The sequence below is a fragment of the Castellaniella caeni NBRC 101664 genome, from assembly GCF_001592225.1.
In the GTDB taxonomy this organism is placed as follows: domain Bacteria; phylum Pseudomonadota; class Gammaproteobacteria; order Burkholderiales; family Burkholderiaceae_B; genus Castellaniella; species Castellaniella caeni.
Genome location: NZ_BCWN01000022.1, coordinates 1 through 22,128, shown reverse-complemented (window position 1 = coordinate 22,128; position 22,128 = coordinate 1). Strand labels below are relative to the sequence as shown.

Annotated in this window: 22 protein-coding genes; 11 read left to right on the top strand and 11 right to left on the bottom strand. The window is 65.0% G+C overall.

Annotated features, from left to right (window positions below):
* Window positions 1–12: 12 nt before the first annotated feature.
* A complete protein-coding gene (locus CCA01S_RS12570; protein WP_066459047.1) occupies window positions 13–345 on the bottom strand; it encodes an ArsR/SmtB family transcription factor in 333 nt (110 codons plus the stop codon).
* 289 nt (window positions 346–634) lie between these two features.
* On the opposite strand from CCA01S_RS12570, the gene CCA01S_RS12565 reads away from it, so the two are divergent.
* From CCA01S_RS12565 to CCA01S_RS12525, 10 genes are all read left to right on the top strand, one after another.
* On the top strand, window positions 635–853 hold the full coding sequence (locus tag CCA01S_RS12565; RefSeq protein WP_066459045.1) for a hypothetical protein: 219 nt from the start codon (window positions 635–637) through the stop codon (window positions 851–853).
* Between the two features lie 171 nt (window positions 854–1,024).
* Complete coding sequence (locus tag CCA01S_RS12560; RefSeq protein WP_232305109.1) at window positions 1,025–1,216, top strand: YgaP family membrane protein; 192 nt, start codon at window positions 1,025–1,027, stop codon at window positions 1,214–1,216.
* Window positions 1,217–1,248: 32 nt separating this feature from the next.
* Window positions 1,249–1,383: a hypothetical protein gene (locus CCA01S_RS16240; RefSeq protein ID WP_258005657.1), complete on the top strand. Its 135-nt coding sequence runs from the start codon at window positions 1,249–1,251 to the stop codon at window positions 1,381–1,383.
* A complete protein-coding gene (locus tag CCA01S_RS12555; RefSeq protein ID WP_066459042.1) occupies window positions 1,383–2,489 on the top strand; it encodes an efflux RND transporter periplasmic adaptor subunit in 1,107 nt (368 codons plus the stop codon). The genes CCA01S_RS16240 and CCA01S_RS12555 overlap by 1 nt, the downstream gene beginning before the upstream one ends.
* The gene (locus tag CCA01S_RS12550) at window positions 2,486–5,734 is read left to right on the top strand and encodes an efflux RND transporter permease subunit (protein ID WP_066459040.1); all 3,249 of its coding nucleotides are present in this window, start codon (window positions 2,486–2,488) and stop codon (window positions 5,732–5,734) included. The genes CCA01S_RS12555 and CCA01S_RS12550 overlap by 4 nt, the downstream gene beginning before the upstream one ends.
* Window positions 5,731–7,218, top strand: coding sequence for an efflux transporter outer membrane subunit (locus tag CCA01S_RS12545; RefSeq protein WP_066459038.1), 1,488 nt, complete (start codon window positions 5,731–5,733; stop codon window positions 7,216–7,218). Before CCA01S_RS12550 ends, CCA01S_RS12545 begins: the two co-directional genes overlap by 4 nt.
* A gap of 180 nt (window positions 7,219–7,398) precedes the next feature.
* Complete coding sequence (locus tag CCA01S_RS12540) at window positions 7,399–7,809, top strand: PepSY domain-containing protein (protein ID WP_066459036.1); 411 nt, start codon at window positions 7,399–7,401, stop codon at window positions 7,807–7,809.
* A gap of 28 nt (window positions 7,810–7,837) precedes the next feature.
* The gene (locus CCA01S_RS12535) at window positions 7,838–8,314 is read left to right on the top strand and encodes a DUF2271 domain-containing protein (RefSeq protein ID WP_066459035.1); all 477 of its coding nucleotides are present in this window, start codon (window positions 7,838–7,840) and stop codon (window positions 8,312–8,314) included.
* Between the two features lie 10 nt (window positions 8,315–8,324).
* Entirely contained in the window at window positions 8,325–10,529 is a 2,205-nt protein-coding gene (locus CCA01S_RS12530) for a PepSY domain-containing protein (protein WP_066459034.1), read from the top strand.
* Complete coding sequence (locus CCA01S_RS12525) at window positions 10,510–11,487, top strand: FAD:protein FMN transferase (protein ID WP_066459033.1); 978 nt, start codon at window positions 10,510–10,512, stop codon at window positions 11,485–11,487. The genes CCA01S_RS12530 and CCA01S_RS12525 overlap by 20 nt, the downstream gene beginning before the upstream one ends.
* 99 nt (window positions 11,488–11,586) lie before the next feature.
* Here the strand turns inward: CCA01S_RS12525 and CCA01S_RS12520 are convergent, their stop codons facing one another.
* The 10 genes from CCA01S_RS12520 to CCA01S_RS12475 all read right to left on the bottom strand — a co-directional run bounded on the left by CCA01S_RS12520 (window position 11,587) and on the right by CCA01S_RS12475 (window position 21,090).
* Window positions 11,587–11,976 (bottom strand): cupredoxin domain-containing protein, encoded by a 390-nt coding sequence (locus CCA01S_RS12520; protein ID WP_066459029.1) that lies wholly within the window; start codon window positions 11,974–11,976, stop codon window positions 11,587–11,589.
* Window positions 11,977–12,275: 299 nt separating this feature from the next.
* Window positions 12,276–13,133, bottom strand: coding sequence for a fumarylacetoacetate hydrolase family protein (locus tag CCA01S_RS12515; protein ID WP_066459028.1), 858 nt, complete (start codon window positions 13,131–13,133; stop codon window positions 12,276–12,278).
* Between the two features lie 77 nt (window positions 13,134–13,210).
* Window positions 13,211–13,546, bottom strand: coding sequence for an L-rhamnose mutarotase (locus tag CCA01S_RS12510; RefSeq protein WP_232305123.1), 336 nt, complete (start codon window positions 13,544–13,546; stop codon window positions 13,211–13,213).
* 37 nt (window positions 13,547–13,583) lie between these two features.
* Entirely contained in the window at window positions 13,584–14,357 is a 774-nt protein-coding gene (locus tag CCA01S_RS12505; protein ID WP_066459027.1) for an L-fucose dehydrogenase, read from the bottom strand.
* Window positions 14,358–14,376: 19 nt separating this feature from the next.
* Complete coding sequence (locus CCA01S_RS12500) at window positions 14,377–15,252, bottom strand: amidohydrolase family protein (protein ID WP_066459103.1); 876 nt, start codon at window positions 15,250–15,252, stop codon at window positions 14,377–14,379.
* Window positions 15,253–15,257: 5 nt separating this feature from the next.
* Window positions 15,258–16,541, bottom strand: coding sequence for an L-fuconate dehydratase (locus tag CCA01S_RS12495; protein WP_066459026.1), 1,284 nt, complete (start codon window positions 16,539–16,541; stop codon window positions 15,258–15,260).
* Window positions 16,542–16,573: 32 nt separating this feature from the next.
* Complete coding sequence (locus tag CCA01S_RS12490; RefSeq protein ID WP_066459101.1) at window positions 16,574–17,344, bottom strand: SDR family oxidoreductase; 771 nt, start codon at window positions 17,342–17,344, stop codon at window positions 16,574–16,576.
* Between the two features lie 164 nt (window positions 17,345–17,508).
* The gene (locus CCA01S_RS12485) at window positions 17,509–18,483 is read right to left on the bottom strand and encodes an ABC transporter permease (RefSeq protein ID WP_232305108.1); all 975 of its coding nucleotides are present in this window, start codon (window positions 18,481–18,483) and stop codon (window positions 17,509–17,511) included.
* A 22-nt stretch (window positions 18,484–18,505) separates the two neighbouring features.
* Window positions 18,506–20,050: a sugar ABC transporter ATP-binding protein gene (locus tag CCA01S_RS12480; RefSeq protein ID WP_066459023.1), complete on the bottom strand. Its 1,545-nt coding sequence runs from the start codon at window positions 20,048–20,050 to the stop codon at window positions 18,506–18,508.
* Window positions 20,047–21,090 carry a sugar ABC transporter substrate-binding protein gene (locus CCA01S_RS12475; RefSeq protein ID WP_084386746.1) on the bottom strand — a complete coding sequence of 348 codons (1,044 nt, stop codon included), beginning with the start codon at window positions 21,088–21,090 and terminating at the stop codon, window positions 20,047–20,049. Before CCA01S_RS12475 ends, CCA01S_RS12480 begins: the two co-directional genes overlap by 4 nt.
* Before the next feature lie 210 nt (window positions 21,091–21,300).
* Between CCA01S_RS12475 and CCA01S_RS12470 the strand changes: the two genes are divergently transcribed.
* A complete protein-coding gene (locus tag CCA01S_RS12470; RefSeq protein WP_066459021.1) occupies window positions 21,301–22,080 on the top strand; it encodes an IclR family transcriptional regulator in 780 nt (259 codons plus the stop codon).
* Window positions 22,081–22,128: the final 48 nt, after the last annotated feature.

Here is a 22,128-nt window from a genome sequence, read left to right as displayed (position 1 = left end):
TCTTGCCGCGATTCAAGGATCGCTTTCTTGCGGCGCGCAATAAATACGATAGAGCGTCGCGATGATGACCTGCGCAGGGCCTTGCGGCAGCGAATACCACATGCTTTGCGCCTCGCGCCGCGTGGTCACGAGACCTTGACGCCTGAGCCGCGCCAGGTGCTGCGACAAAGCCGACAGGCTCAGATCAGGCAACTGCTCGTTAATCTGGCCCACGGTCATTTCATCGCCCGACAGCAGGCAAAGGATGCGCAGCCGCTGCGCATTCGCCAGCGCGCGCAGTAGTCGCGCTGCGTCGTCCGAGCTGGCCTGCAGCGCATCGGCGTCGAATGTGGATTCCTGAGTCATGGTGCCTCGTGCACTTGATCTGGTGGAGTGTTGAATCGTATTTTACCAATCGCTAATTAAGCGTATACTAAACTACGTACGGTGGGACAGTAGAAAAGGTTTGACGCCCATCAAGCAGCCGCTGCGAGCGGCGAATTACCTTGAGGCTTGATCTTCTGGAGGATCCCGCCATGGCAAGCATCGTCATTCTCGGCGCCGGTATCGGGGGCATGTCGGCAGCCTACACCATCAGGGATGCGCTCGCCCATCCAAGGCGCGCGCCACCTGGAACGCCCTGTGCCTCGCCGACATGGGCGACAGCGGCTTCGCTTTCATCGCGTTGCCGCAAATCCCGCCGCGCAATGTGACCAAGGCGATGACGGGCAAGTGGGTTCACCTGGCGAAAGTGGCCTACGAGAATTACTTCTTGCGCAAGATGCGCAAGGGCCAGGCCGACCCGGCCTACGAAACCACGGTCATGAAAATGTTCGGCATCACGCGCCTCAAGCGTGATGTCGCGCAGGAGTAAGACCGCATGGCTGCACACCGCGTCAGCACGCACCGCCCACGAGCTATCGAGCCTGGGGGGTGCGCACGACGCCTTGCCGTAGAAGCTGCCGCGGCAGGTATTGAAAAGTCTCACCGTCCGGCAGCGCGGCCCATCTGAACTCCGGGAGTTACGAAGATGAATATCGATCGAATGGTGATGCGTTTTGCCGGAACCATGGTGATTGCGAGTGTGGCGCTCGCGCACTTTATTTCGCCATGGTGGTTGCTGCTCGCGCTTTTCGTCGGCGCCAATTTGCTGCAGGCGTCGTTCACGGGCTTCTGCCCGCTCGCCCGCATCCTCGCCAAGCTGGGCCTGCAGCCGGGCTGTGCCTTCCAGAAATGACGGGCGGAATTCATTGCAACCAGGAACAAATCATGTACTACATCGTGGATAGCAAGAAACCGTTTGACCAGGCCGCGACCGATCTGGACGCCGCCGTCAAGCGCCACCATTCGGTTTACACCGAAGTCGGCGCTACGCGGATCGGCATGATCAACGAGGCAGCCTGATGCTCCTGCGTCGCCGACCGTCGGTCTCGCTGGCGAGCGTGCTGTTCCTGGCTGGCGTGCTCGCCTCCTGCGGGCAACGCCCGCAGGAAGTACCGCCTTTGCTTGCGCCGCCACCCTTCGCCACGCTGGAAATCGAGCCGCAGCAGGTAGTGCATGAGCAGCGGTGGGATGGCGTGATCGAGGCGGTTCAATCCACGATCGTCGCGGCGCAGACGAGCGGGCGCGTGGCCGAAATGCGCGTCGACGTGGGCGACCACGTCAAAAAAGGCGACATGCTGCTGCGCCTCACCGACGTGGAGCAGCAGTCGGCTCGCCACGGCGCCGACGCCGCCGTGGCGTCGGCGCGCGCCAATCGCGACGAAGCGCTGGCCAACTGGAAGCGCGCCTCGGAACTGTCACAGCGGGGATTGATCGCACGCGCACAACTGGATCAGGCGCTCGCGCGGCGCGACAACACCGAAGCCGCACTGCAGGCGGCTCAAGCCGCGCTGCGCGCCGCCCGGCAGCAAACGGATTACACCGTGGTACGCGCGCCGTTTGACGGCGTGGTCACGCGGCGTTTCGCGGACGTGGGCCAGGCGGTGCAGCCTGCACCGCCGCAGCCACTGATTGCCGTGGCGTCACTCGCCGCCTTGCGCGTCGACGTAGTGGTGCCGCAGAGCGCAGCGGCGGAGATCCGCTCGAACCCGGTGGCCGAGGTGTTGCCGACGCCTGCGCACACCGAACGCGTGCGCGCGCAGAGGGTCACGGTTCTTCCCTACGCCGATGCGGCCAGCCATACCTTTCAGGTACGTGTCGATCTGCCTGCCGGAACGCCGGGACTGTATCCGGGCATGACGGTGAAAGTGGCCTTCCGTTCCGCTCATGGGAGCGAGCAACTGCTGGTGCCCGAGCCGGCGCTCGTTCGCCACGGCGAAGTGCGCGGGGTTTACGTCGTCGGTGCCGACAACATCGTGACTTTGCGTCAGCTGCGCCTCGGCGAGCGCCGTGGTGACGCCGTCGAGGTGCTGTCGGGGCTGAGCGCGGGCGAGCGCGTCGCGGCCGATGCGGACGCTGCGGTCGTCTATCTCGCAAAGCTGCGTTCGAACGCAGGAAAAACACGATGAATGCCCTCGGCCAAATCGGATTTGCCGGGCGTGTCGCGCGCGTTTTCCAGGATCACCCACTCACGCCCATTCTGGCGCTCGCGGCGCTGCTGATCGGCTTTGCCGCGCTGATGATCACGCCGCGCGAGGAAGAGCCGCAGATCGACGTGACCATGGCCAATGTGATCGTGCCTTTTCCGGGTGCCGGCGTGCACGAGGTCGAACGTCTCGTCGCTACTCCGTTGGAGCAGCAGCTCGCCGGCATTCAAGGCATCAAGCACGTTTATTCGGTAAGCCGTCCGGGTGTGGCTGTCTTGACCGCCGAGTTCCAGGTCGGCGTGCCGCGCCAGGAGGCGCTGGTGCGCCTCTACAACCAGGTTTTCCAGAACCGTGACCTGTGGTCGCCGAATCTCGGCGTCGGGCAACCGCTGGTTCATGCGCGCGGTATTGATGACGTGCCGGTCATGGCCTTGACGCTCTGGAGCGATGATCCGGCGAGCGGCCCAGTGCAGCTCGCACAGGTCGCCCGCACGCTGGAAACCGAGCTCAAGCACATTGCCGGCACACGCGACGTCTACACGCTGGGCACGCCCGACCGCGCCGTGATGGTGCGGCTCGACCCGGCGCGGCTCGCGAGCTACGGCCTGACGGTCGAAGACCTCGCTCATTCGCTGCAAGCGGCCAACGTCGTGACGCAGGCTGGAGCGCGCGTCAACGACGATCGCGACATCCCGGTGACGGCCGGCAGGTTCCTCGCACATGCGAGCGACGTGAGCAACCTCGTGATCGGGCTGAAAGGCGGTCAGCCGGTATTTCTCTCCGACGTGGCTACTGTCCAAACCGGCGCCGACCTGCCCGACAAATATGTCTGGTTCGGGAGCCCGCCCGGTCGCGTCGGCCCCGCCAGCGGCACGGCTCTCGCCGTGACGCTGGCGATCACCAAGCTCTCCGGCGCCAACGCCGCCGACATTACCGCCACTGTCCGTGGGCGCATCGCTCAGCTCGAAGGCATCGTAATTCCCTCGGATGTGCACGTGGTGGTGACGCGCGACTACGGCAAGACCTCCACGGCCAAGGCCGACAGTCTGTTCCACGAACTCTCCTTTGCGACGCTCGCGGTGGTGCTGCTGGTGCTGCTGGCCCTCGGCTGGCGCGAAGGCCTGGTGGTGGGCGCGGCGGTCGTGATCACGTTGCTGCTGATGATGTTTGCGTCATGGGCCATGGGCTTCACCATCAACCGCGTATCGCTGTTCGCGCTGATTTTTTCCATTGGCATCCTGGTCGACGATGCCGTGGTCGTGGTGGAAAACATCCACCGTCACATGGCGCTTGGCGGGCGCACACTGCGCGCCGCGATTCCGGAAGCCGTGGGCGAAGTGGGTGGGCCCACCATCCTCGCCACCTTCACGGTGATCGCGGCGCTGCTGCCGATGGCCTTCGTCTCAGGCCTCATGGGGCCGTACATGCGGCCCATCCCGGTGAACGCCTCCGTCGGCATGCTGCTCTCGCTCGTGGTCGCGCTGGTGGTGACGCCTTGGCTCGCGCTCCATGTGCTGAAGCACACGTCGGCGACGGTGTCCGGGTTGACGCAGAGAGACGAACCCGCGACCACGCGGGAGACGCGCCTGCTGCGCTTCTTCCGCCATCTGATGACGCCCTTCGTTCACGGCAGACGTGCCCGGCGCCACCGCAACCTGCTGTTTGCGGCCATGGCCGCGCTAGTGCTGGCGGCAGTGGGGCTGATGGCCGTCAAGGCAGTGGTGCTGAAGATGCTGCCGTTCGACAACAAGTCGGAATTCCAGGTAGTGGTGAATATGCCCGCCGGTGCCACGCTGGAGGCCACCAACGCGGTGCTCGCCGAAATGGCCGGCGCACTGAACAGCGTGCCCGAGGTGAAGAACTACCAGGGCTACGCCGGGATCTCCTCGCCCATCACCTTCAACGGCCTAGTGCGCCAGTACTACCTGCGCTCCGGGCCCCTCGTGGGCGACCTTGAAGTGAATCTGGTCGACAACGGCGAACGCAAGCGCCAAAGCCACCAGATTGCGCTGGCGGTGCGTCCCATGCTCGCCGCCATCGGTGCGCGCCACGGCGCTGCGGTGCAAGTAGTGGAAGTACCGCCCGGCCCGCCGGTGCTGGCGCCGATCGTGGCGGAGATCTACGGCCCGGACTACGACAAGTTGCGCACTTTGGGGCTTGGCGTTGCAAAGCTCTTTCGCGGCGATAAGGATCTGGTCGATATCGACACCAGCGTCGAAGCTGGTGCGCGGCGCGATGTCATCGTGGTCGACCGTGAGCGCGCGGCGCGGCTGGGCGTGAGCCAAGCCGACATCGCGCGCACGCTGCAGGCGGCGCTCTCGGGCTACGACGCGACCTATCTGATGGACGGCGTGGCGCGCCATGCGATCCCGATCCGCCTGCGCCTGTCGGCCAGTGGCCAGGCATCGATGGAAGAGCTGCTCGCGCTGCGCGTACGCGCCGCTCGCGGCGCGCTGGTGCCGCTTTCGGCGCTGGTCACCGTGCACAAAGCCGACGCGGAGCAAGCGATCTACCACAAGGATCTGTTGCCTTACACCTACGTGACTGCGGACGATGCGGGCCACACCGACAGCCCGCTCTACGGCATGTTCGACATGGTGTCCAAGCTGGCGCACACCGCCGTTGCCTGGCAGCAGCTCGCACAGAACTTCGTCCACCAGCCCACCGGCGCCGCCGGTTACGCGGTCAAGTGGGACGGCGAATGGCAGATCACTTACGAGACCTTCCGTGACATGGGCATCGCCTATGGCGTCGGGCTGGTGCTGATTTATCTGCTGATCGTCGGCCACTTCCGGCGCTACGTGGTGCCGCTGATCATCATGGCGCCGATCCCGCTCACGGTGATCGGCGTGATGCCCGGGCACGCGCTCATGGGCGCGCAGTTCACCGCGACTTCGATGATCGGCATGATCGCACTCGCCGGCATCATCGTGCGCAATTCGATCCTGCTGATCGACTTCATCGACCTGGAACTGGGGCGTGGACAGCCGCTGGCGGACGCGGTGATTTCCGCCGCCGCGGTGCGCGCCAAGCCGATCGCGCTCACCGCCATAGCCGCGATGATCGGCGGCTTTTTCATCCTCGCCGACCCGATTTTCCAAGGGCTTGCGGTCTCGCTGATCTTCGGCGTGCTGGTGTCCACCATGCTCACGCTGCTGGTGATTCCGCTGCTGTATTACGCGTGGATTGCACGCGGCCACGACCCGGAAAAGGATGCCGCCCGATGATCGTCGCCCGAGCTCTCCGTGGGCATCACGTCCGCACTGCCCTGGTCATGGCGTTCGCCCTTGCAGGTTGCACCGCCGGCCCGGACTTCCACGCGCCCGCCGCGCCCGACGTGAGTCGCTACACCGCGCAGCCGCTCCCAGAAAAAACGGCCTCCGCGGCAACGGAGCTGGGCGCAGCGCAGCGCTTTCGCGTGGGACAGGACGTGGCCACCGAATGGTGGCGCAGCCTGGGCTCGGCACGGCTCGATGCGCTCATCCAGCAGGCACTCGCCGCCAACCCGACGCTCGCGGCCGCCCGCGCAACCTTGCGCCAGGCGCAAGAGACATACGCCGCGCAGGCCGGCGCCACGCGATATCCGCAAATCGATGCCAGCCTCGGCGCGCAGCGCCAGCGCGTCAACCCGACCGCGATGGGGCTGGTCGACGAGCCGCAGGCGCTTTCCATGTTCAACGACGATTTCAACCTGGTGAACGCCGGCATCGGCGTTCGTTACCGCTTCGACTTCGCGGGCGGCAGCCGACGCGCACTGGAGGCCCTGGCGGCGCGCACCGACTATCAGCACCGCGAACTCGATGCGACTCGCTTGGCGCTGGCGACGAACGTGGCCACTGCGGCCATCGTGCGTGCCCGGCTGGCGGGCCAGATCGCTGCGACGCAGGCCATGATCTCCGCACGAAGCGAACAGTTGGAACTGACGCGCGAAGGCGCGCGCATCGGTCAGATCCCGCCGGACGACGTGCTCTCGTTGCAAGCCCAGGTCGAAACGGCGCGCACCGCACTGCCGGCGTTGCGCACGCAACTCGAAAAAACGGAGCACCTGCTCGCGATTCTCGGAGGCCAAGCCCCAGGCGCAGCGAGTGTGCCGAATTTCACGCTGGCCGAATTCAAGCTGTCGGCAGAGCTGCCAGTCTTGCTGCCATCTGAATTAGTACGTCGCCGCCCCGATATCCAGGCTGCCGAAGCGCTGCTGCACGCGGCCACCGCCAACTATGGCATCGCGGTCGCCAAGCTCTACCCGCAACTGGACCTGAGCGCCAACCTCGGAGCGCAGGCGCTCACCATGGGCGCTTTGTTCGGCCCCGGAACCGCAGTCTGGAGCGCGATCGCGCAACTGACGCAACCGCTTTTTCGCCCTGGCCTTCCGGCGGAAAGGCGCGCGGCGCTGGCGGCGATCGATGCTGCGGCCGCAAACTATCAGGCAGTGGTTCTCAGCGCCTTGCGCGAAGTGGCCGATGCGCTGCGCGCGCTCAACAACGACGCCGAGGCGCTGGCAGCTTCAGCCGCCGCCGATCAAGCCGCGCGCGCTTCGGTGGAGAACATCCGCGACCAGCACGAACTGGGCGCGGCGAGCCATGTGCAACTGCTGGTCGCACAGCAGCAAGCCGACAACGCACGTACCCGCTTGATTGCGGCGCAGGCGCAGCGCTTGATCGATAACGTGGCGCTCTATCAGGCGCTGGGTGGGGGCGCATCTTCACAGTAGGCAAGCCCTTTCACCTTGCCTTCTATTCCGGGCGCGGGGCTACCCGCACTGGCAAGAACCCGACCTACCATTGCCTCGGTCGGATGAACGCAAGATGAACCATCGGTTCAACACCGGTTCACGCGCGGTTTGCCAGAATCATCGGCATCAGCAGCGCTTGTGCTGTGAAAGGAACCGATGATGAAACAAGCCCCACATTTCAAACCACAGCGGGCCATCCTGGCCTTGATATTGACGGTGGTCTCCTTACCAGTGTTGGCATCCAGCGATTGCGACGCGCCGACCTCGCAATGGCAGTCGCGCGAGGCCGTGCGCGAGCTGGCGGCGCAGCAGGGCTGGCAGATTGAGCGACTGAAGATCGATGACGGTTGCTACGAAATCCGTGGCACCGACGCCCAGGGTCGGCGCTTCAAGGCCAAGCTCGATCCCGAGACCCTGCAGGTGCTGAAGATCAAGTCGCGCGAGCACGATGACCATCACAAGGATCGGGAGCGCGAGCACCGGCGCGACCACACATCGCAGGACGCCGACGCCGCCCCTTCCTCACCCCTCTTTACCCCGGGCGGCACGCCGCGCGGCCAGGTGCAATGAACTTCTTCTCATCTTCCAGGAGAATCCCATGTCCAAACCCCTGATCACCGCCATTGCCGCAGCCTGTGCGCTGGCCGTGCCCGCCCTCGGCCAGGCGCGCGAAGTCACCATCGCCACCCAGCTGAAGAACTACGGCGGCGACGGCGCCTACCTGGCGGTCTACCTGATCGATGCCAAGGGTGCCTACGTCGGCACACTCTGGGTGGCCGGTGGCAAGGCCAAGTACTACAAGCACCTGGCGGACTGGAATCGCTTCTCGTCTGGTGACGCCAAGCGTCTGCAAGGGGTGACCGGCGCCAGCGTCGGCGCCGGTCGCACGCTCAAGGTGACGGCCGATCTGGCTGATGCGCTGATTGACGCCGGCTATGAAATTCGCATCGACGCCGCAGTCGAAGACATGCGCGACAGTCCGGCCGAGGTGCGTCTGCCTCTGACGGCGGCAAACGTCGGCAAGCCGCAGGCAGGCAAGCAGTACATCCAGTCGGCCAGCTTCCAGCTGAAGTAAGGAGTCAGACATGAACTGGAAAGCCATCCATCGATGGCTAGGCCTGAGCCTGGGCACACTGGCGCTGGTACTCAGCCTCTCGGGTGCGCTGCTGGCACTGGATCCGGTGCAACAGGCCTGGCAGGCGCCGACGGCGTCGACCGACCTGCCGGTGGCCACGCTGGTGCAACAGGTGCGGCAGGCCATGCCCGACGTCGAGGAAATCCGCCGCCTGCCCTCGGGCGCAATCGCGGCCTTCGGTTTCGACGGCGATCAGGCGCAGGCGCGCTACGTCGATGCGACCAGCGGCCAGTTACTGGGCAACTACCAGCCCTCCAGCCTGCCGCGCTGGGTCAAGAACCTGCACCGCGCGCTACTGCTGGGCGATGGCGGACGCTGGGGCACGGCGGCCACCGCGCTGGCCATGGTGGTGCTCTCGATCTCGGGCCTGGTGCTGTTGCTGCACCGCATGGGCGGTTGGCGCCATGTGGCAGGCCGGGTGCGCGGCACGCTGGCGCAGCGCCTGCATGTGCTGGCGGGTCGGATAGTCCTGGTCTTGCTGCTGCTGTCATCGATCACAGCGCTGACCATGAGCGCCTCGACCCTGGGATTGGTCGAGCTGGAAGCCGGGCCCGAGCCCGACGTCATTTCCAGTGTCAGCGAGGAGGCCGACCTGGCGCCGACGCAGCTTGCGCTGCTGCGCGATCTTGGCGTCGGCGAGCTGCGCCGCGTCAACCTCCCCGGTGCGGATGATCCCACCGATACCTGGCAGGTGGCGACGACGCGCGGCCAGGGCTGGATCGACCGCCACAGCGGTGATACCTTGGCTTGGCAAGAGGCGACCCTGATGCAGCGGCTCGATGACTGGGCACGTGTGCTGCACACTGGCGAGAGCGCCTGGCCCTGGGCCGTAGTGATGGGTCTCGCCGGCCTCTCCGTGCTGCTGTTCTGGCTCACCGGTGTACTGATCTGGCGGCAAGTTCGACAAAACTTCATACGCATTGATGACAACAGCGCGTTGCAGCAGGCCGAAGTGCTGATCTTCGTCGCCAGCGAGGGCGGCAGCACCTGGGGCTTTGCCCAGGCGCTGCACGCCGCGCTGGTTCGTGCCGGGCGGCGCGTGCACAGCTCGGGTCTGGAGCACTTTCAGATCACGCCGACGGCACGCCAGGTGTTCGTCCTCGCCGCCACGCACGGCGACGGCCAGCCACCCACGCATGCACGCCATGCGCTGGCGCGCATCACTGCACAAGGTGTCAGCAGCGTGCCGGTGACCGTGCTGGGCTTTGGCGATCGCCAGTACCCGGCCTTCGGCGCTTTTGCCCAGACGATCGACGAGGCGCTGCGCACCAAGGGACACCCGACCTTGCTGCCGCTGGAGATCATCCACCAACAGTCGGCGCAGCAGTTCGTCCGCTGGGGCGAGGCGCTGGTGCAGACGTTGGGCCAGCCGCTGGCGATCGAATACCGGCCACGCCTGCCAACCACCACGGCGCTGATGCTGGTCGAGCGGCGCGACTACCCCAGCCAGGCGGATCGACCCACGGCCATCCTGCGCTTTGCCTGGCCGCGCCAGCCGTGGTTGGCGCGCGTGCTCGGGCGCGGCCTGGCGCGCTTCGAGGCGGGCGACCTGGTGGGTATCGTAGCGCCCGGCAGCACGGTGGCGCGCTATTACTCGCTGGCTTCAGGCAGCGCCGACGGTTTTCTGGAAATCTGCGTGCGCCAGTGGCCCGGTGGTGTGTGCTCGACGCACCTGCTGGGACTCAAGCCGGGGGACAGCACACAGGCCTTCATCCGCGCCAACCCAGGCTTTGCCCTGAGCGGTCGGCATCCGAGCGTGCTGCTGATCGGCGCCGGCACCGGCGTAGCGCCGCTGGCAGGCTTCATCCGGCGCAACGACCAGCGCACACCCATGCATCTGTACTTCGGCGCGCGCGACCCGGCCACCGATTATTACTTCGGGTCCGAGATCGAGCGCTGGCGGGCCGAGCAGCGCGTGGCCAGCGTCAACACCATCTTCTCGCGCGTGCCCGGCGGCGGCTATGTGCAAGATATCCTGCGCCGCGATGCTGAACGCCTGCGCACGCTGCTGGCCGCCGGCGCCGCCGTGCGCGTCTGTGGCAGCCGCCCCATGGCTCAGGGCGTGATCGAGGTACTCGACGCGCTGCTGGCGCCGCTGGGCCTTGACGTGAACACACTGAAAACCGAGGGGCGCTATGCCGAAGACCTGTTCTGAGCCATTACACCGGCTGCAACTGTTCGGGCCGACCATGGGCACACACTGGGCCGTACGCTGCGACGTACCGTCGGCGCTGGACGTGGGTGCGCTGCGCCAGGCGCTGACTGATACAGTCGAGCAGGTGGACGAGCAGATGTCGCCCTGGAAGCCCGAGAGCGCACTGAACCAGCTCAACCGCGCGCCGGTGGGCGATTGGCTAGCGCTACCGCCCCAACTGCTGGAGGTACTGGCGCGCGCGCTCGAAGTCTGCCGCCTGAGCGACGGAGTATTTGATCCCGCCGTCGGTGCACTGGTCGATGCCTGGGGCTTTGGCGCGGCGCGCGACACGCCGGATGCCGAGGCCATCCGCGCCGCTCGCCATACCGAACGCCCGCCGACACCGCAAGCCCTTGAGCTGGATCTGGCCGCGGGCCGGGTGCGCAAGCACGCGCCGCTACAGCTCGACCTATGTGGCATCGCCAAGGGCTATGCGGTCGATCGCCTGTGTACCGTGCTTGGGCAGCACGGCGTGCACCACGCTCTGGCGGCGCTCGATGGCGAGTTGCGCACCATCGGCGCCCAGGCCAGTGGCGCGCCCTGGGCCGTGGCACTGGAGAATCCCCGACCCGATGTACGCACCGCACAGGGCGTGATCGAACTGCAGGATCTGGCAGTCGCCACCTCGGGTGACTACCGGCATTTCGTGCAGGTCGGCGAGGTGCGTCTGGCGCACAGCATGGATGGGCGCAGCCGCACGCCAGTGAACAACGGCGTCGCCAGCGTCACGGTGCTGGCGCCCGCCTGCATCGATGCCGACGCCTGGGCCACCGCATTGCTGGTGGCCGGCCCGAGCGAGGGTCTGGCGTTGGCACACCGGCACGGCCTGGAGGCGCTGTGGCTGTTGCGCCGAGGTAAGGCGCTGGTTGAGTTGGGTTCGGGGCGTTTTGCCACGCCTACGGCGCCGGACGCGGCATGAGCGCGCGGCGAATAGCACAATCGGCATCGCCGCAGCCCTGCTGCGGCATCAGCGCGCTGGCCGACGACCACCAGGATCGTCCCAACCGGCAGCAGCCCATCACTCTTGGCTGACGACGAATTGCCCTTTCATGCCCGCTTCGTAGTGTCCTGGGATCAGACAGGCAAAGTCGAGTGTGCCGGGAGTGGCAAATGTCCAGGTAAGGGTGCCTTGGTGGCCAGGATCGAGCGTGATGGCATTGGCTTCATGGTGTGCGGGCATGTCAGGGTGCTGACGCATTTGTTGCGCGTGTGCCTGAAGCTCATCGAGTTTGCCAATGGTCAGTTCGTGTTGCAGTTTGCCTGTATTTTTGATGTCCAGGGTGATGGTTTCACCGACATGCACGGCGATGGTGCTGGGGTGAAAACGCATGGTGTCGTCCATGGCGACGTGAACGATGCGCGTGGCCGACGGATGGCCCGCATGCGTGCCTGTGGCGGGGTGGGACATTGTTGCACCATGAGCGCTGGCTACGCCGCTGAGACCGGCAAAAGTGAGACTGAAAAGTATTGATGTTGCCTGGTGGTGTCGGCGCATGGGGTCTCCCGGTGAATTAGAGGAATTTCCGGATTTTGATGCTTGTCATGGTGGCAAGGTCAACGGGTAACGATGGCCAGGGCCAATGAGATATCCGCAAGCGGTGCTAGGCTGCTGTTCAAAACTGAAGGGTGCGCAAGGGCAAAAAAAGCCCAGGTTCCGAAGTTCCTGGGCCAAGTCCCTGCTGAGAACTACACTACGGAAACCATACGTCAGTCGAGCAGCGACTGATTCCAAGGGTGCACGATCTGCGTCTGTTCACCCAGCCCTTGAATACCCAGGCGCACCACATCACCCGCCTTCAGATAGACCGGCGGTTTTTGCCCCAGGCCAACGCCCGGGGGCGTCCCGGTCGAAATGACGTCTCCTGGATACAAGGTGGTGAACTGGCTGATGTAGTGCACCAGATACGCGACATTGAAAATCATGGTGCGGGTATTGCCATCCTGATAGCGGTGCCCATTGACGTCGAGCCACATCGACAAGTTCTGCGGGTCGGCCACCTCGTCCGCGGTGACCAGCCAGGGCCCCAGGGGGGCGAAGGTATCGCAGCCCTTGCCTTTGTCCCAGGTGCCGCCGCGCTTGAGCTGGTATTCGCGCTCGGAAACATCGTTGATCACGCAGTACCCGGCGACGTGCGCCAGGGCTTCGGCCTGGCTGACATAGCGCGCCTGCGTCCCGATGACGACGCCCAGCTCCACCTCCCAATCGGTTTCGACCGACCCCTGCGGCAACACGATGGGATCATTCGGCCCGGTCGGCCGCGACCACTTGGAAAACAGGACGGGCTCCTGCGGAATCTCAGCCCCGGTTTCCGCCGCATGATCGCGATAGTTCAAGCCCACGCAGATGAGCTTGCCGACCCGCGCAACGGGCGGCCCGATACGGACGGCGTCGTCCAGGATCGGCAGCGCGCCCAGATCCAGCGCGCGCAAGGCGGACAGGCCGGCTGGCGCCAGCACATCGGGCGTGACGTCCGGCACGACACCGGACAAGTCCCGCAAACGCCCATCCGGATCCAGCACGGCCGGCTTTTCTTGCCCTGACGGGCCCACACGCAACAACTTCATTTCACTCTCCTCGTTTCATGCCCGGAACCAGGGCCCAGCGGCCCGCCTCATATCAGGCCGACAGATCGAACCACCGTTCAAACCGCATCAGCGCCCGACGACAGCCGAAAAATACAGCGCGCAGGCACCCACTTGCACCCATCGGGCGTCCATGGCGTAGGCTGCTGGAACGTCCACATCAAACGCTCCCACGCCTGCAGGCTGGGGTCTTCCTGCTCGGCCTGCCGCATGCGCGCGGCGTCAAATTTCTGCTCGTCCACCTCCATCACCATGCACAGGCGCGTGCCCAGACGGTAGATCTCCATGTCGAGCACCCCCTGCCGTTCCAGATGCGCCCGCACCTCCGGCCAGACCGCCCGGTGGTGGGCCTCGTACTGTTCAATCAACAGCGGATCATCCCGCAAATCCAGCATCAACACGTCGCGACGTATCATCGTCCGCTCCGTCACGCTACAGGGCCCGATCCAGATGGACGTACCCACCATCGGGCACGAGCCACTGCCCGGTGGTGTGGGACGAACGAGCGGACAACAGAAAGACGACGGTATCGGCGATCTCCGCATCCGTGGTCATGCGGCGTCCCAGCGGGATGCGCGATTCGATCCGCTGGCGCGCCTGTTCAGGGTCGGCAAATGTCCGCAGCCACTTGGCGTACAACGGCGTCATGACTTCCGCGGGCAGCACGGCATTGACGCGCACGCCATCGCCCGCCAGCGCCGCGGCCCACTCCCGCGTCAATGCCAGTTGCGCCCCCTTGGCGGCACAATAACCGCTGGTATGACCCTGCCCGGTCAGGGCCGTCTTGGATGAAATATTGACGATGGCACCCCGCGAAGCCTTCAAGGCATCCAGGCAGGCATGCGCCATCACGTAGTAATGAATCAGGTTTTTTTCCAGCGACTGGACAAAGGCGGCGCGCCCCGCCTCCAGGCCGACACTGTCGTTGACCCCGGCGTTGTTCACCAGGCCATCGATACGCCCCTGCTGCCGCAGCACACTCGACACGGCCTGCAGACACGCGGCTTCATCCTGCAAATCCAGTTGGTGAAACACATGACGCCCCCCCGTTGCCCGCAGGGCGGCCAGAAACTCGGGGCTCAGGGGGCTGCGCCCGAAAATCACGGGAATCGCCCCTTCGCGGGCCAACTGCAGGCTGATGGCGCCGCCAATACCGGCCCCGCCACCGGTCACGATGACCACTTTGTCTTGCAACTTCAAGTCCATGTTTGCCTCGAACGGATACTTACACTAACTGATAGATCCGGGCGGCATTCACCCCCCGGAAGCCACGTAACTCGTCATGCGACAAGCGGGCCTGAGACCAGGCGCGAACCAGCGCAAGAACCTGCGCATAGGGCCGCGCCACCGTGCAGACCGGCCAGTCGGAACCAAACAAGATGCGGTCTGCCCCGAACGCTTCCAGCACCACGTCCAGATAGGGCCAGAACAGTGCGGCATCCGTGGCGGCCTGCCCAGCGACCTGGGCGGAGACTTCCGTCACCAGCCCCGAGAGCTTGACCGACACATGCGGCAAAGACGCCAGGTGCTCTACCTGCCGCCGCCACTGCACGAAAGCCGGCGCATGCACCTTGCCGTCGATGGCCGGCTTGCCGATATGATCCAGGATCATGGGCTGGGCATCATGTGCCCGGCAAAACGCATACAGCCCGGAAAATTGATGCGCCCGCACCAGCAACTCGAAGACTCGACCGGCGTCTTGCACCGCCCGGACACCCTGGTTGAAAACCGGGCTGGCCAGCAGGGCGGCGGGGTCTGGCTCATCTTGCAACATGGGCCGGCAGCCGCGAAACAAGGGATCCGCCGCCCAGCGCTCCAGGCGCTGCGGCGCCGAGGGCGACGACAGATCGAGCCAACCAACGACGGCCCGAATCCAGGGATGCCGATGCGCCAGGCCCAGCAGCCAGTCGTTCTCCGCTTCCGAGGCCCGGGCCTGCACCGCGACCCCCGCCTGCACCCCGTTCGCGGACAACAGCGGCCACGCCTGCTCCGGCAGGCAATCCCTTCCAAGCGCCGACATCTCTGGGCCGATCCACGGATATTTCGCCGGAACGTAGCGCCAGAAATGCAGGTGTGCGTCCACGCCGAGCTCTGCCTGCATCACGATCACCCCCGGTAGCGGTAGGTTTCCAGCGACTGGCGCTTCATCTCGATGGAGTAGCCAGGGCGCGACGGCGGCATGTAGGCCGCGTGACGAATAGTGCAGGGGTCCAGGAAATGCTCGTGCAAGTGATCGACGTATTCGATGACGCGGCCTTCTTTCGTACCCGAGACGCAGAGATAGTCGATCATCGACAGATGCTGCACGTATTCGCACAAACCCACGCCGCCCGCATGCGGGCACACGGGCAGCCCGTACTTCGCCGCCATCAGCATGACCGCCAGGACTTCATTCAGCCCGCCCAGACGGCAGGCATCGATCTGTACGACGTCCACCGCGCCTTCCATGATGAACTGCTTGAACAGGATCCGGTTCTGGCACATTTCCCCGGTCGCCACGCGCATCGAGCCCGCCACGGCTTGCCGGATACGCCGGTGGCCGGCAACGTCGTCCGGGCTGGTGGGTTCTTCGATGAACCAGGGGCGGGAAAACGCCAGCTGCTTCAGCCAGTCGATCGCCTGATCGACTTCCCAGATCTGATTGGCGTCGATCATCAGAATCCGATCGGGCCCCAGCACTTCCCGGGCGATGTGCAAGCGCCGGATATCGTCGTCGAGATCGCGTCCGACCTTCAATTTGATGTGCGTGAAGCCTTGATCGACCGCTTCTTGCGCCAGACGCCGCAGCTTCGCATCATCGTAGCCCAGCCAGCCGGCGGACGTCGTGTAGCAGGGGTAGCCGTTTTCCAGCAGATCGGCGCGGCGCGCGGCCTTGCCCGCTTCACCACGCCGAAACAGCGCCAGCGCCTCGTCAGGGGTGATGCAATCGGTGATGTAGCGAAAATCGATCAGCTTGACCAGTTCTTCCGGGCTCATGTCCGCCACGAGCTGCCAGACCGGCTTGCCCACCACCTTGGCCCATAAATCCCATACGGCATTGACGACCGCCCCCGTCGCCAGATGGATGGCGCCCTTGTCCGGCCCGATCCAGCGCAGCTGGCTATCGGACGTCATGAACCGCCAGAACCGGCCCAGGTCCTCGGTGATCCAGGAGAGTTCCATCCCCACCAGCCGATCGGCCAGCGCGCGGATGGCGGCGCAGCAGACTTCGTTGCCCCGACCGATGGTAAACGTCAGGCCATGCCCTTCCAGGCCCGCCACGCTCGTTCGCAACACGACGTACGCCGCGGAATAGTCGGGGTCCAGGTTCATGGCGTCCGATCCGTCCAGCTGCTTCGAGGTGGGGAAACGGACATCCAGTACTTCAAAGGATTGAATGACGGTGGTCATAGATTGCGGTCCCTTATCGTCTACTTGGCGCATCAGTTCGACCAGCCGCCGTCGATGACGTGGACCGTGCCCGTCGTGAATGCCGACTCGGGCGAAGCCAGGTAGACCACCAGGGCGGCGACCTCTTCGGGGCTGCCGATCCGGCCCACCGGCTGGCGCGCCACGAAGGCGGCGCGTACCGCCGCGCTGTCCATGCCGCTTTTCTCGGCCTGGGCGCTGATGCGCCCGGCCAGCGACGGGGAGTCGATGGTTCCGGGACAAATGGCATTGCACCGGATGCCCGCTGTCACGAAGTCCGCCGCGACCGCCTTGCTCAGGCCGATGACGGCGGCCTTGGTCGTGCCATAAACGAAGCGGTTCGGCACGCCCTTGATGCTGGACGCCGCCGACGACATATTGATGATGGAACCCGATTGCCGCGCCAGCATGCCGGGCAGAAACGCGCGGATCGTCCGGTACATCGACTTCACGTTCAGCTCGAAGCTGAAGTTCCAGTCGTGCTCCGTGCTGTCGAGAATCGTGCCGCTGGCCACGAACCCGGCGCAGTTGAACAGGACATCGACCGCGCCAAGCCGGGCGGCGAAATCGGCCACGGCCGCATCGTTGCAGACATCCAGCACGGCGGTCTTTACCGCCAGGCCTTCCGCCGCGGCCTCTCGGGCCAGCGTTTCGAGCGCATCCGGATTGATGTCCGTTGCCCAGACCAGCCCCCCCTCACGCGCCAGCGCCAAGGCGCTGGCACGCCCGATGCCCTGCCCGGCGGCGGTAATCACTGCGGTTTTATTTGCGATTCTTCCTGACATCATTATCAACCTCGACTTGATCAATCACTTTCCCAGGGCGCGCACAAGGTGCGAAACCCCCTGGTGCGCAGGGCACTGCCCTTGCACACCACGACAAAATTCGGATTTCCGGATTGCCCGGGCGGCGTACGGGCACGGCGGCCCGCCCGTCTCCGTCCGTACGGCTATTGCTGGTTCTCGCCCGTCAATTTCGCCAACATGAGCGACCCCAGGATGATGGCGCCGTAAATGGCCTGAATCCAGAAGGACGGCACCTGCGCCAGGGTCAACAGGTTCTGCACGACGCCCAGCAGCAGCACCCCGCACAAGGCGCCAAACATCGTGCCCTTGCCGCCGTCCAGCGATACGCCGCCGATCACGGCCGCGGCAAACACGGTGAAAATCATGCCATTGCCCTGGTTGGCGCTGACCGCCCCCACGTAGCCCATCATGATGACGCCCCCCAGCGCGGCCAGCATGCCCGCCAGCACGAACACGCCCCAGACCACACGATCGACCTGAATGCCGGCGGCCCTGGCCGCGGCGGCATTGCCGCCAATGGCATACAGGGCGCGCCCCAGGCGGTGCCGCTTGAGGAACAGGCCGGCCAGCATGAAGGCCACCAGGGCAAGCCAGACCGACAGGGGCAGGCCCGCGAATTTCTCGGTTGCCAGGGCAAAAAACACGGGCGGCATGTCAAAGAGCGTGCCGCCTCGGGTCGCGCCCACCAGGATGCCGCGCAGGACGATCAGCATCGCCAGGGTGACGATGAAAGCATTCAAGCGCAGCTTGACGACCAGAAACCCATTGACCAGCCCGATCCCGGCCCCGACGACGAGAATCGCCAGCAGCCCGAGGGCGACCGGCCACTCGGTGCCAAACCCGGAAGCGCTTGCGGGAATCACCAGCATGGCGCCCAACGCCGGAGCGATCCCCACGGTGGATTCCAGGGACAGGTCGAACTTCCCCGTCAGGATGACCAGCGACTCGGCCAGCACGACCAGTGCCAATGCGGCGGACGCACTGAGGATGCTGATCAGGTTGGCTTCCGTCAGAAAGATCGGATTGGTGATCGCCCCGACGAGGCACAACACGATCAACGCGGGAATCAGGGCGAAATCGCGCACCCGCCCCAGACTCGGTATTTTTTTCTGGCTCATGATTGGCTTTTTCATCATTGCATCAGCACTCATCGAGAACTACCCCCTCTATTGCGGCAATCAGCTCGCCGTCTTCCCAGCCTGCGGGAAACTCGGCATGCACCTCGCCATGCAGCATGACCACGACCCGATCGCACACGCGCAAGTCATCCAGCTCGGTACTGACCAGCAACACGGCCTTGCCCTGTGACTTGAGTTCATCCACCACAGCCAGCAGCGCCTGCTTGGACTTCACATCGACACCCGCGGTCGGATCGATCAGCACCAGGACATCGGGATGCGTGGAGAGCGCCCGGGCCATCACGACCTTTTGCTGATTGCCGCCGGACAGCCCCGACACCGCTTGCTCTGGCCCCTGGGCCACGACACCAAGCGAGCGCATCGCGGCCAATGCCGTTGCCCGCTCGCGCGCCAGGCTGATGAAGCCTGCCCGGCCCAGGCGGCCCATAACCGGCATCGTGGCGTTACGGGCAATCGACTGCCCCAGGACGAGCCCTTCGTGGTGGCGCTCTTTGGGCACGCAGCCCACCCCCAGCGCCAGGGCCGCCGCGATATCGCCCGTCGGCAGCGTCCGCCCACGAACCCGGATGGCGCCCGTGGCATACGGCTTCAGCCCGGCCACCGCCTCGCCCAGTTCGGTGCGCCCGCTGCTGGTGGAACCCGTCAGGCCCAGCACCTCGCCCTGGCGGATCGCGAGATCGACGTGCTTGAAATGCTCGCCACCGACCCCTTCCAGGGACAACAAGACCGGCGTATCGGCGGCCAAGGCGGCACTGGCCCGAGGCGCGCTGCTTCTGTCAGCCGCCTCGCCCGTCATCGCCTCGATCAGGCGGGTCTTGTCGATTTCGCCCACCGGGCCGGTGACGATATGGCGCGCGTCGCGCAATACCGTGACGGTCTGGCAGATGTCGTAGATCTCCTGCAGATGATGGGAGATGAACAGAAAGGTGACCCCTCTGTCCTGCAGCTCGCGGATGCGCTTGAACAAACGCCGGATTTCTTCACCATCCAGCTGCGCGGTCGGTTCGTCCAGAATGATGAAGTGCGCCCCATACGACAGCGCCCGGGCGATCTCGACTTGCTGCCTGGACTCGATGCCCAGGCTGTCGGCCAGCGCGTCCTCGGCCACGTCGATGTGCCATTCGTCCAGCAGCGCGCGGGCCGCTTCATTCAGGCGGCGCCAGTCGATCAGTCCATGGCGGCACGGCTGCCGATTGATGAACAGGTTCTCCGCAACCGTCAGGTTGCGGATGATGGTGGAATGCTGATAGACGCAGGCAACATGCTTGCGCCAGGCCAGCGGGTCGCTCACGGGCGGAGCAGCCTGCCCACCGAACAGAACCTGGCCGACATCCGGCGCCCTCAAGCCCGTCAGCATCGACACCAGCGTGGACTTGCCCGCTCCGTTACGCCCGACCAGCGCATGCGACTCTCCGGCATATACCGCCAGACTCACGTCATTGAGCGCCGTCATGGCCCCGAAGCGTTTGACGAGCCCGCGCGCCTCGACGACGGGCGCCTGGCTGGGCGCCGCTGCGGCGGCGGGCGAACGAGACAGCTGGCTCATTTCTGGTTGGCCCACAGCCGGGGGTTATCGACGTTCTCGCGCGTCACGACCGGCGCGGGCAACTGATCTTCGAGAATACCAGGCGCCACTTCGACAATCGTGCTGCCGTGGTCGGTCGGGCCCGGCTTGAACGTCGTCCCTTTCATCGCCTCGCGCGCATAGTAAAGACCATACATGGCGTAGAGGTCGGCGGGCTGGGAGATGGTGGCATCGATTTCGCCCTTGCGAATCGCATCGTATTCTTGCGGAATACCGTCATTGCTGACGACGACGATGTGCTTGGGGTCGCCGACCGGATAGAGCAGGCCTTTGCGGCGCAGTGTCTGCAGGGTGGGCGAAAGATAGACGCCCCCGGCATGCATGTAAATGCCCTTGACGTCCGGATTGGCCGACAGCAGGCTGTCCAGCCCGGCGGCGGCCGCATCGGCCTTCCAGCCCGCGGCGATCTCGAGCACCTGGAGATTCGGATACTGCTTCATGCAGGTGCGAAACGCCTCGGCCCGGTCGCGCCCGTTGACGGAGGCCAGATCGCCCATGATCTGTACGACCTTGCCGGTTTTCACGTGCTCGCCCAGGTATTGGCATGATTTCGTGCCATAGGCCACGTTATCGGCACGCACCACCATCGCCACCTTGCCGCTCGTGGGCGCCACGTCCACCGCCACGACCGGGATGTTCTTGGCGGCGGCATTGTCCAGGGCCCGGCGCACGGCGGCGGAATCAAGCGGCGCCACCACAAGACCCTTGGCCCCCAGGTTGATCAGGTTCGACACGTCCGTGATCTGCTTGACCGGGTCCTGGTCGGAGTTCAAGGGTGCGAGAATATCGACCTTCAGCTTGGCCGCCATCTCGGGGATGTATTTGTTGTAGGCCTGCCAGAAGGGCGACGTCAGCATCGGCAAGACGACCCCCACGGGCTGGCTTGCCTGAGCCTGGCTGGCAACGCCCAGGCCGGACACCAACGCCGCGACGGCCACCAGCCTGGCAAACCCATGCCCCGCCCGCAGCCCCCGTTTGAACCCACGCTTTGATTGCACCATGCTTGTCTCCGAAAAGCCCTCTTCAAAGGAGTTGATGAGGGTGTTGTTGATATTTTCATTAGTGAACATAATGTTCATATATTGATATAAAGAAGTCAATTGCCCAAGAATCGGTGTTTACCCTAAACACACACCGACAGCAGAAGCTTCAACGATTGAATACACTGAAGGCCGCATTACCCCCCTGAAAGAGACTCCAGCCACAGGCATATGAACGCTGCACCCAAGGCCACACCAGAAGACACTCGATACCGCGCACCGGCCCTCGACAAGGGGTTGGACATCCTGGAACTGCTTGCGGGCCATCTGCAAGGCATGACGCGCGCAGAGATCATCAAGGCGCTGAACCGCAGCCCCAGCGAGATCTACCGCATGCTCGAACGGCTGGTCGCCCGCCGCTACGTCATCCGCTCAACCGAGGGCGATCGCTACTCGCTCAGCCTGAAGCTGCTGGCGCTGGGCCTGTGCCATCCGCCCATTGGCCGCCTGGTCGCGCTGGCGCAACCCCTGATGAACCAGTTCTCGGCACAAGCGGAACAATCCTGTCATCTGGGTGTATACGACCAGGGCAATGTGCTGGTCATCGCCCAGGTGCCGGGCCCCGGGGTCTGGGGAATGGCCGTGCGCATCGGCGCCCACGTCGGGCTCGTCGATACCTGCTCGGGCCAGGTGCTGCTGGCATTCCAGACGGCAGAGCAGCGCGCGCGCATGCTGGCGGAACACCGTGCCGTCCAGGGTGAAGTCCCCTTTCCGCAAGAAAAACTCGAGGCGTCCTGTCAACGGATCGCCGCGCAAGGCCACGAGTGCCGGGAAAGCCTGCAGTCGTATGGCGTCACGGATATTTCCAGCCCCATCCTGGGGCCCGACGGTCACGCCATCGCCGTGCTCACGTCACCCTATATCCGCCGGATCGACCAGCACGCGGGCCCCTCGCTCGAAACCGCCCTGACGCTGCTGCAAGAGGCGGCTGCCGCTCTGTCTCCAAGATAGGCACACCCGGCGCTTTCTTGTCCCGCGCCGGATCTGGCCCGTCGGCGG

What these genes read in the sequence shown, in the direction of transcription:
- CCA01S_RS12560 (WP_232305109.1), top strand. Translation starts at nt 1,025, where the DNA reads ATGGTGATGCGTTTTGCCGGAACCATGGTGATTGCGAGTGTGGCGCTC.
- CCA01S_RS12505 (WP_066459027.1), bottom strand. Translation starts at nt 14,357, where the DNA reads ATGGACTTGAAGTTGCAAGACAAAGTGGTCATCGTGACCGGTGGCGGG.
- CCA01S_RS12510 (WP_232305123.1), bottom strand. Translation starts at nt 13,546, where the DNA reads ATGCTGGATTTGCGGGATGATCCGCTGTTGATTGAACAGTACGAGGCC.
- CCA01S_RS12500 (WP_066459103.1), bottom strand. Translation starts at nt 15,252, where the DNA reads ATGCAGGCAGAGCTCGGCGTGGACGCACACCTGCATTTCTGGCGCTAC.
- CCA01S_RS12485 (WP_232305108.1), bottom strand. Translation starts at nt 18,483, where the DNA reads ATGAGCCAGAAAAAAATACCGAGTCTGGGGCGGGTGCGCGATTTCGCC.
- CCA01S_RS12555 (WP_066459042.1), top strand. Translation starts at nt 1,383, where the DNA reads ATGCTCCTGCGTCGCCGACCGTCGGTCTCGCTGGCGAGCGTGCTGTTC.
- CCA01S_RS12540 (WP_066459036.1), top strand. Translation starts at nt 7,399, where the DNA reads ATGAAACAAGCCCCACATTTCAAACCACAGCGGGCCATCCTGGCCTTG.
- CCA01S_RS12515 (WP_066459028.1), bottom strand. Translation starts at nt 13,133, where the DNA reads ATGAAGTTGTTGCGTGTGGGCCCGTCAGGGCAAGAAAAGCCGGCCGTG.
- CCA01S_RS12495 (WP_066459026.1), bottom strand. Translation starts at nt 16,541, where the DNA reads ATGACCACCGTCATTCAATCCTTTGAAGTACTGGATGTCCGTTTCCCC.
- CCA01S_RS12525 (WP_066459033.1), top strand. Translation starts at nt 10,510, where the DNA reads ATGCCGAAGACCTGTTCTGAGCCATTACACCGGCTGCAACTGTTCGGG.
- CCA01S_RS12490 (WP_066459101.1), bottom strand. Translation starts at nt 17,344, where the DNA reads ATGTCAGGAAGAATCGCAAATAAAACCGCAGTGATTACCGCCGCCGGG.
- CCA01S_RS12530 (WP_066459034.1), top strand. Translation starts at nt 8,325, where the DNA reads ATGAACTGGAAAGCCATCCATCGATGGCTAGGCCTGAGCCTGGGCACA.
- CCA01S_RS12535 (WP_066459035.1), top strand. Translation starts at nt 7,838, where the DNA reads ATGTCCAAACCCCTGATCACCGCCATTGCCGCAGCCTGTGCGCTGGCC.
- CCA01S_RS12470 (WP_066459021.1), top strand. Translation starts at nt 21,301, where the DNA reads ATGAACGCTGCACCCAAGGCCACACCAGAAGACACTCGATACCGCGCA.
- CCA01S_RS16240 (WP_258005657.1), top strand. Translation starts at nt 1,249, where the DNA reads ATGTACTACATCGTGGATAGCAAGAAACCGTTTGACCAGGCCGCGACC.
- CCA01S_RS12520 (WP_066459029.1), bottom strand. Translation starts at nt 11,976, where the DNA reads ATGTCCCACCCCGCCACAGGCACGCATGCGGGCCATCCGTCGGCCACG.
- CCA01S_RS12475 (WP_084386746.1), bottom strand. Translation starts at nt 21,090, where the DNA reads ATGGTGCAATCAAAGCGTGGGTTCAAACGGGGGCTGCGGGCGGGGCAT.
- CCA01S_RS12550 (WP_066459040.1), top strand. Translation starts at nt 2,486, where the DNA reads ATGAATGCCCTCGGCCAAATCGGATTTGCCGGGCGTGTCGCGCGCGTT.
- CCA01S_RS12545 (WP_066459038.1), top strand. Translation starts at nt 5,731, where the DNA reads ATGATCGTCGCCCGAGCTCTCCGTGGGCATCACGTCCGCACTGCCCTG.
- CCA01S_RS12480 (WP_066459023.1), bottom strand. Translation starts at nt 20,050, where the DNA reads ATGAGCCAGCTGTCTCGTTCGCCCGCCGCCGCAGCGGCGCCCAGCCAG.
- CCA01S_RS12565 (WP_066459045.1), top strand. Translation starts at nt 635, where the DNA reads ATGGGCGACAGCGGCTTCGCTTTCATCGCGTTGCCGCAAATCCCGCCG.
- CCA01S_RS12570 (WP_066459047.1), bottom strand. Translation starts at nt 345, where the DNA reads ATGACTCAGGAATCCACATTCGACGCCGATGCGCTGCAGGCCAGCTCG.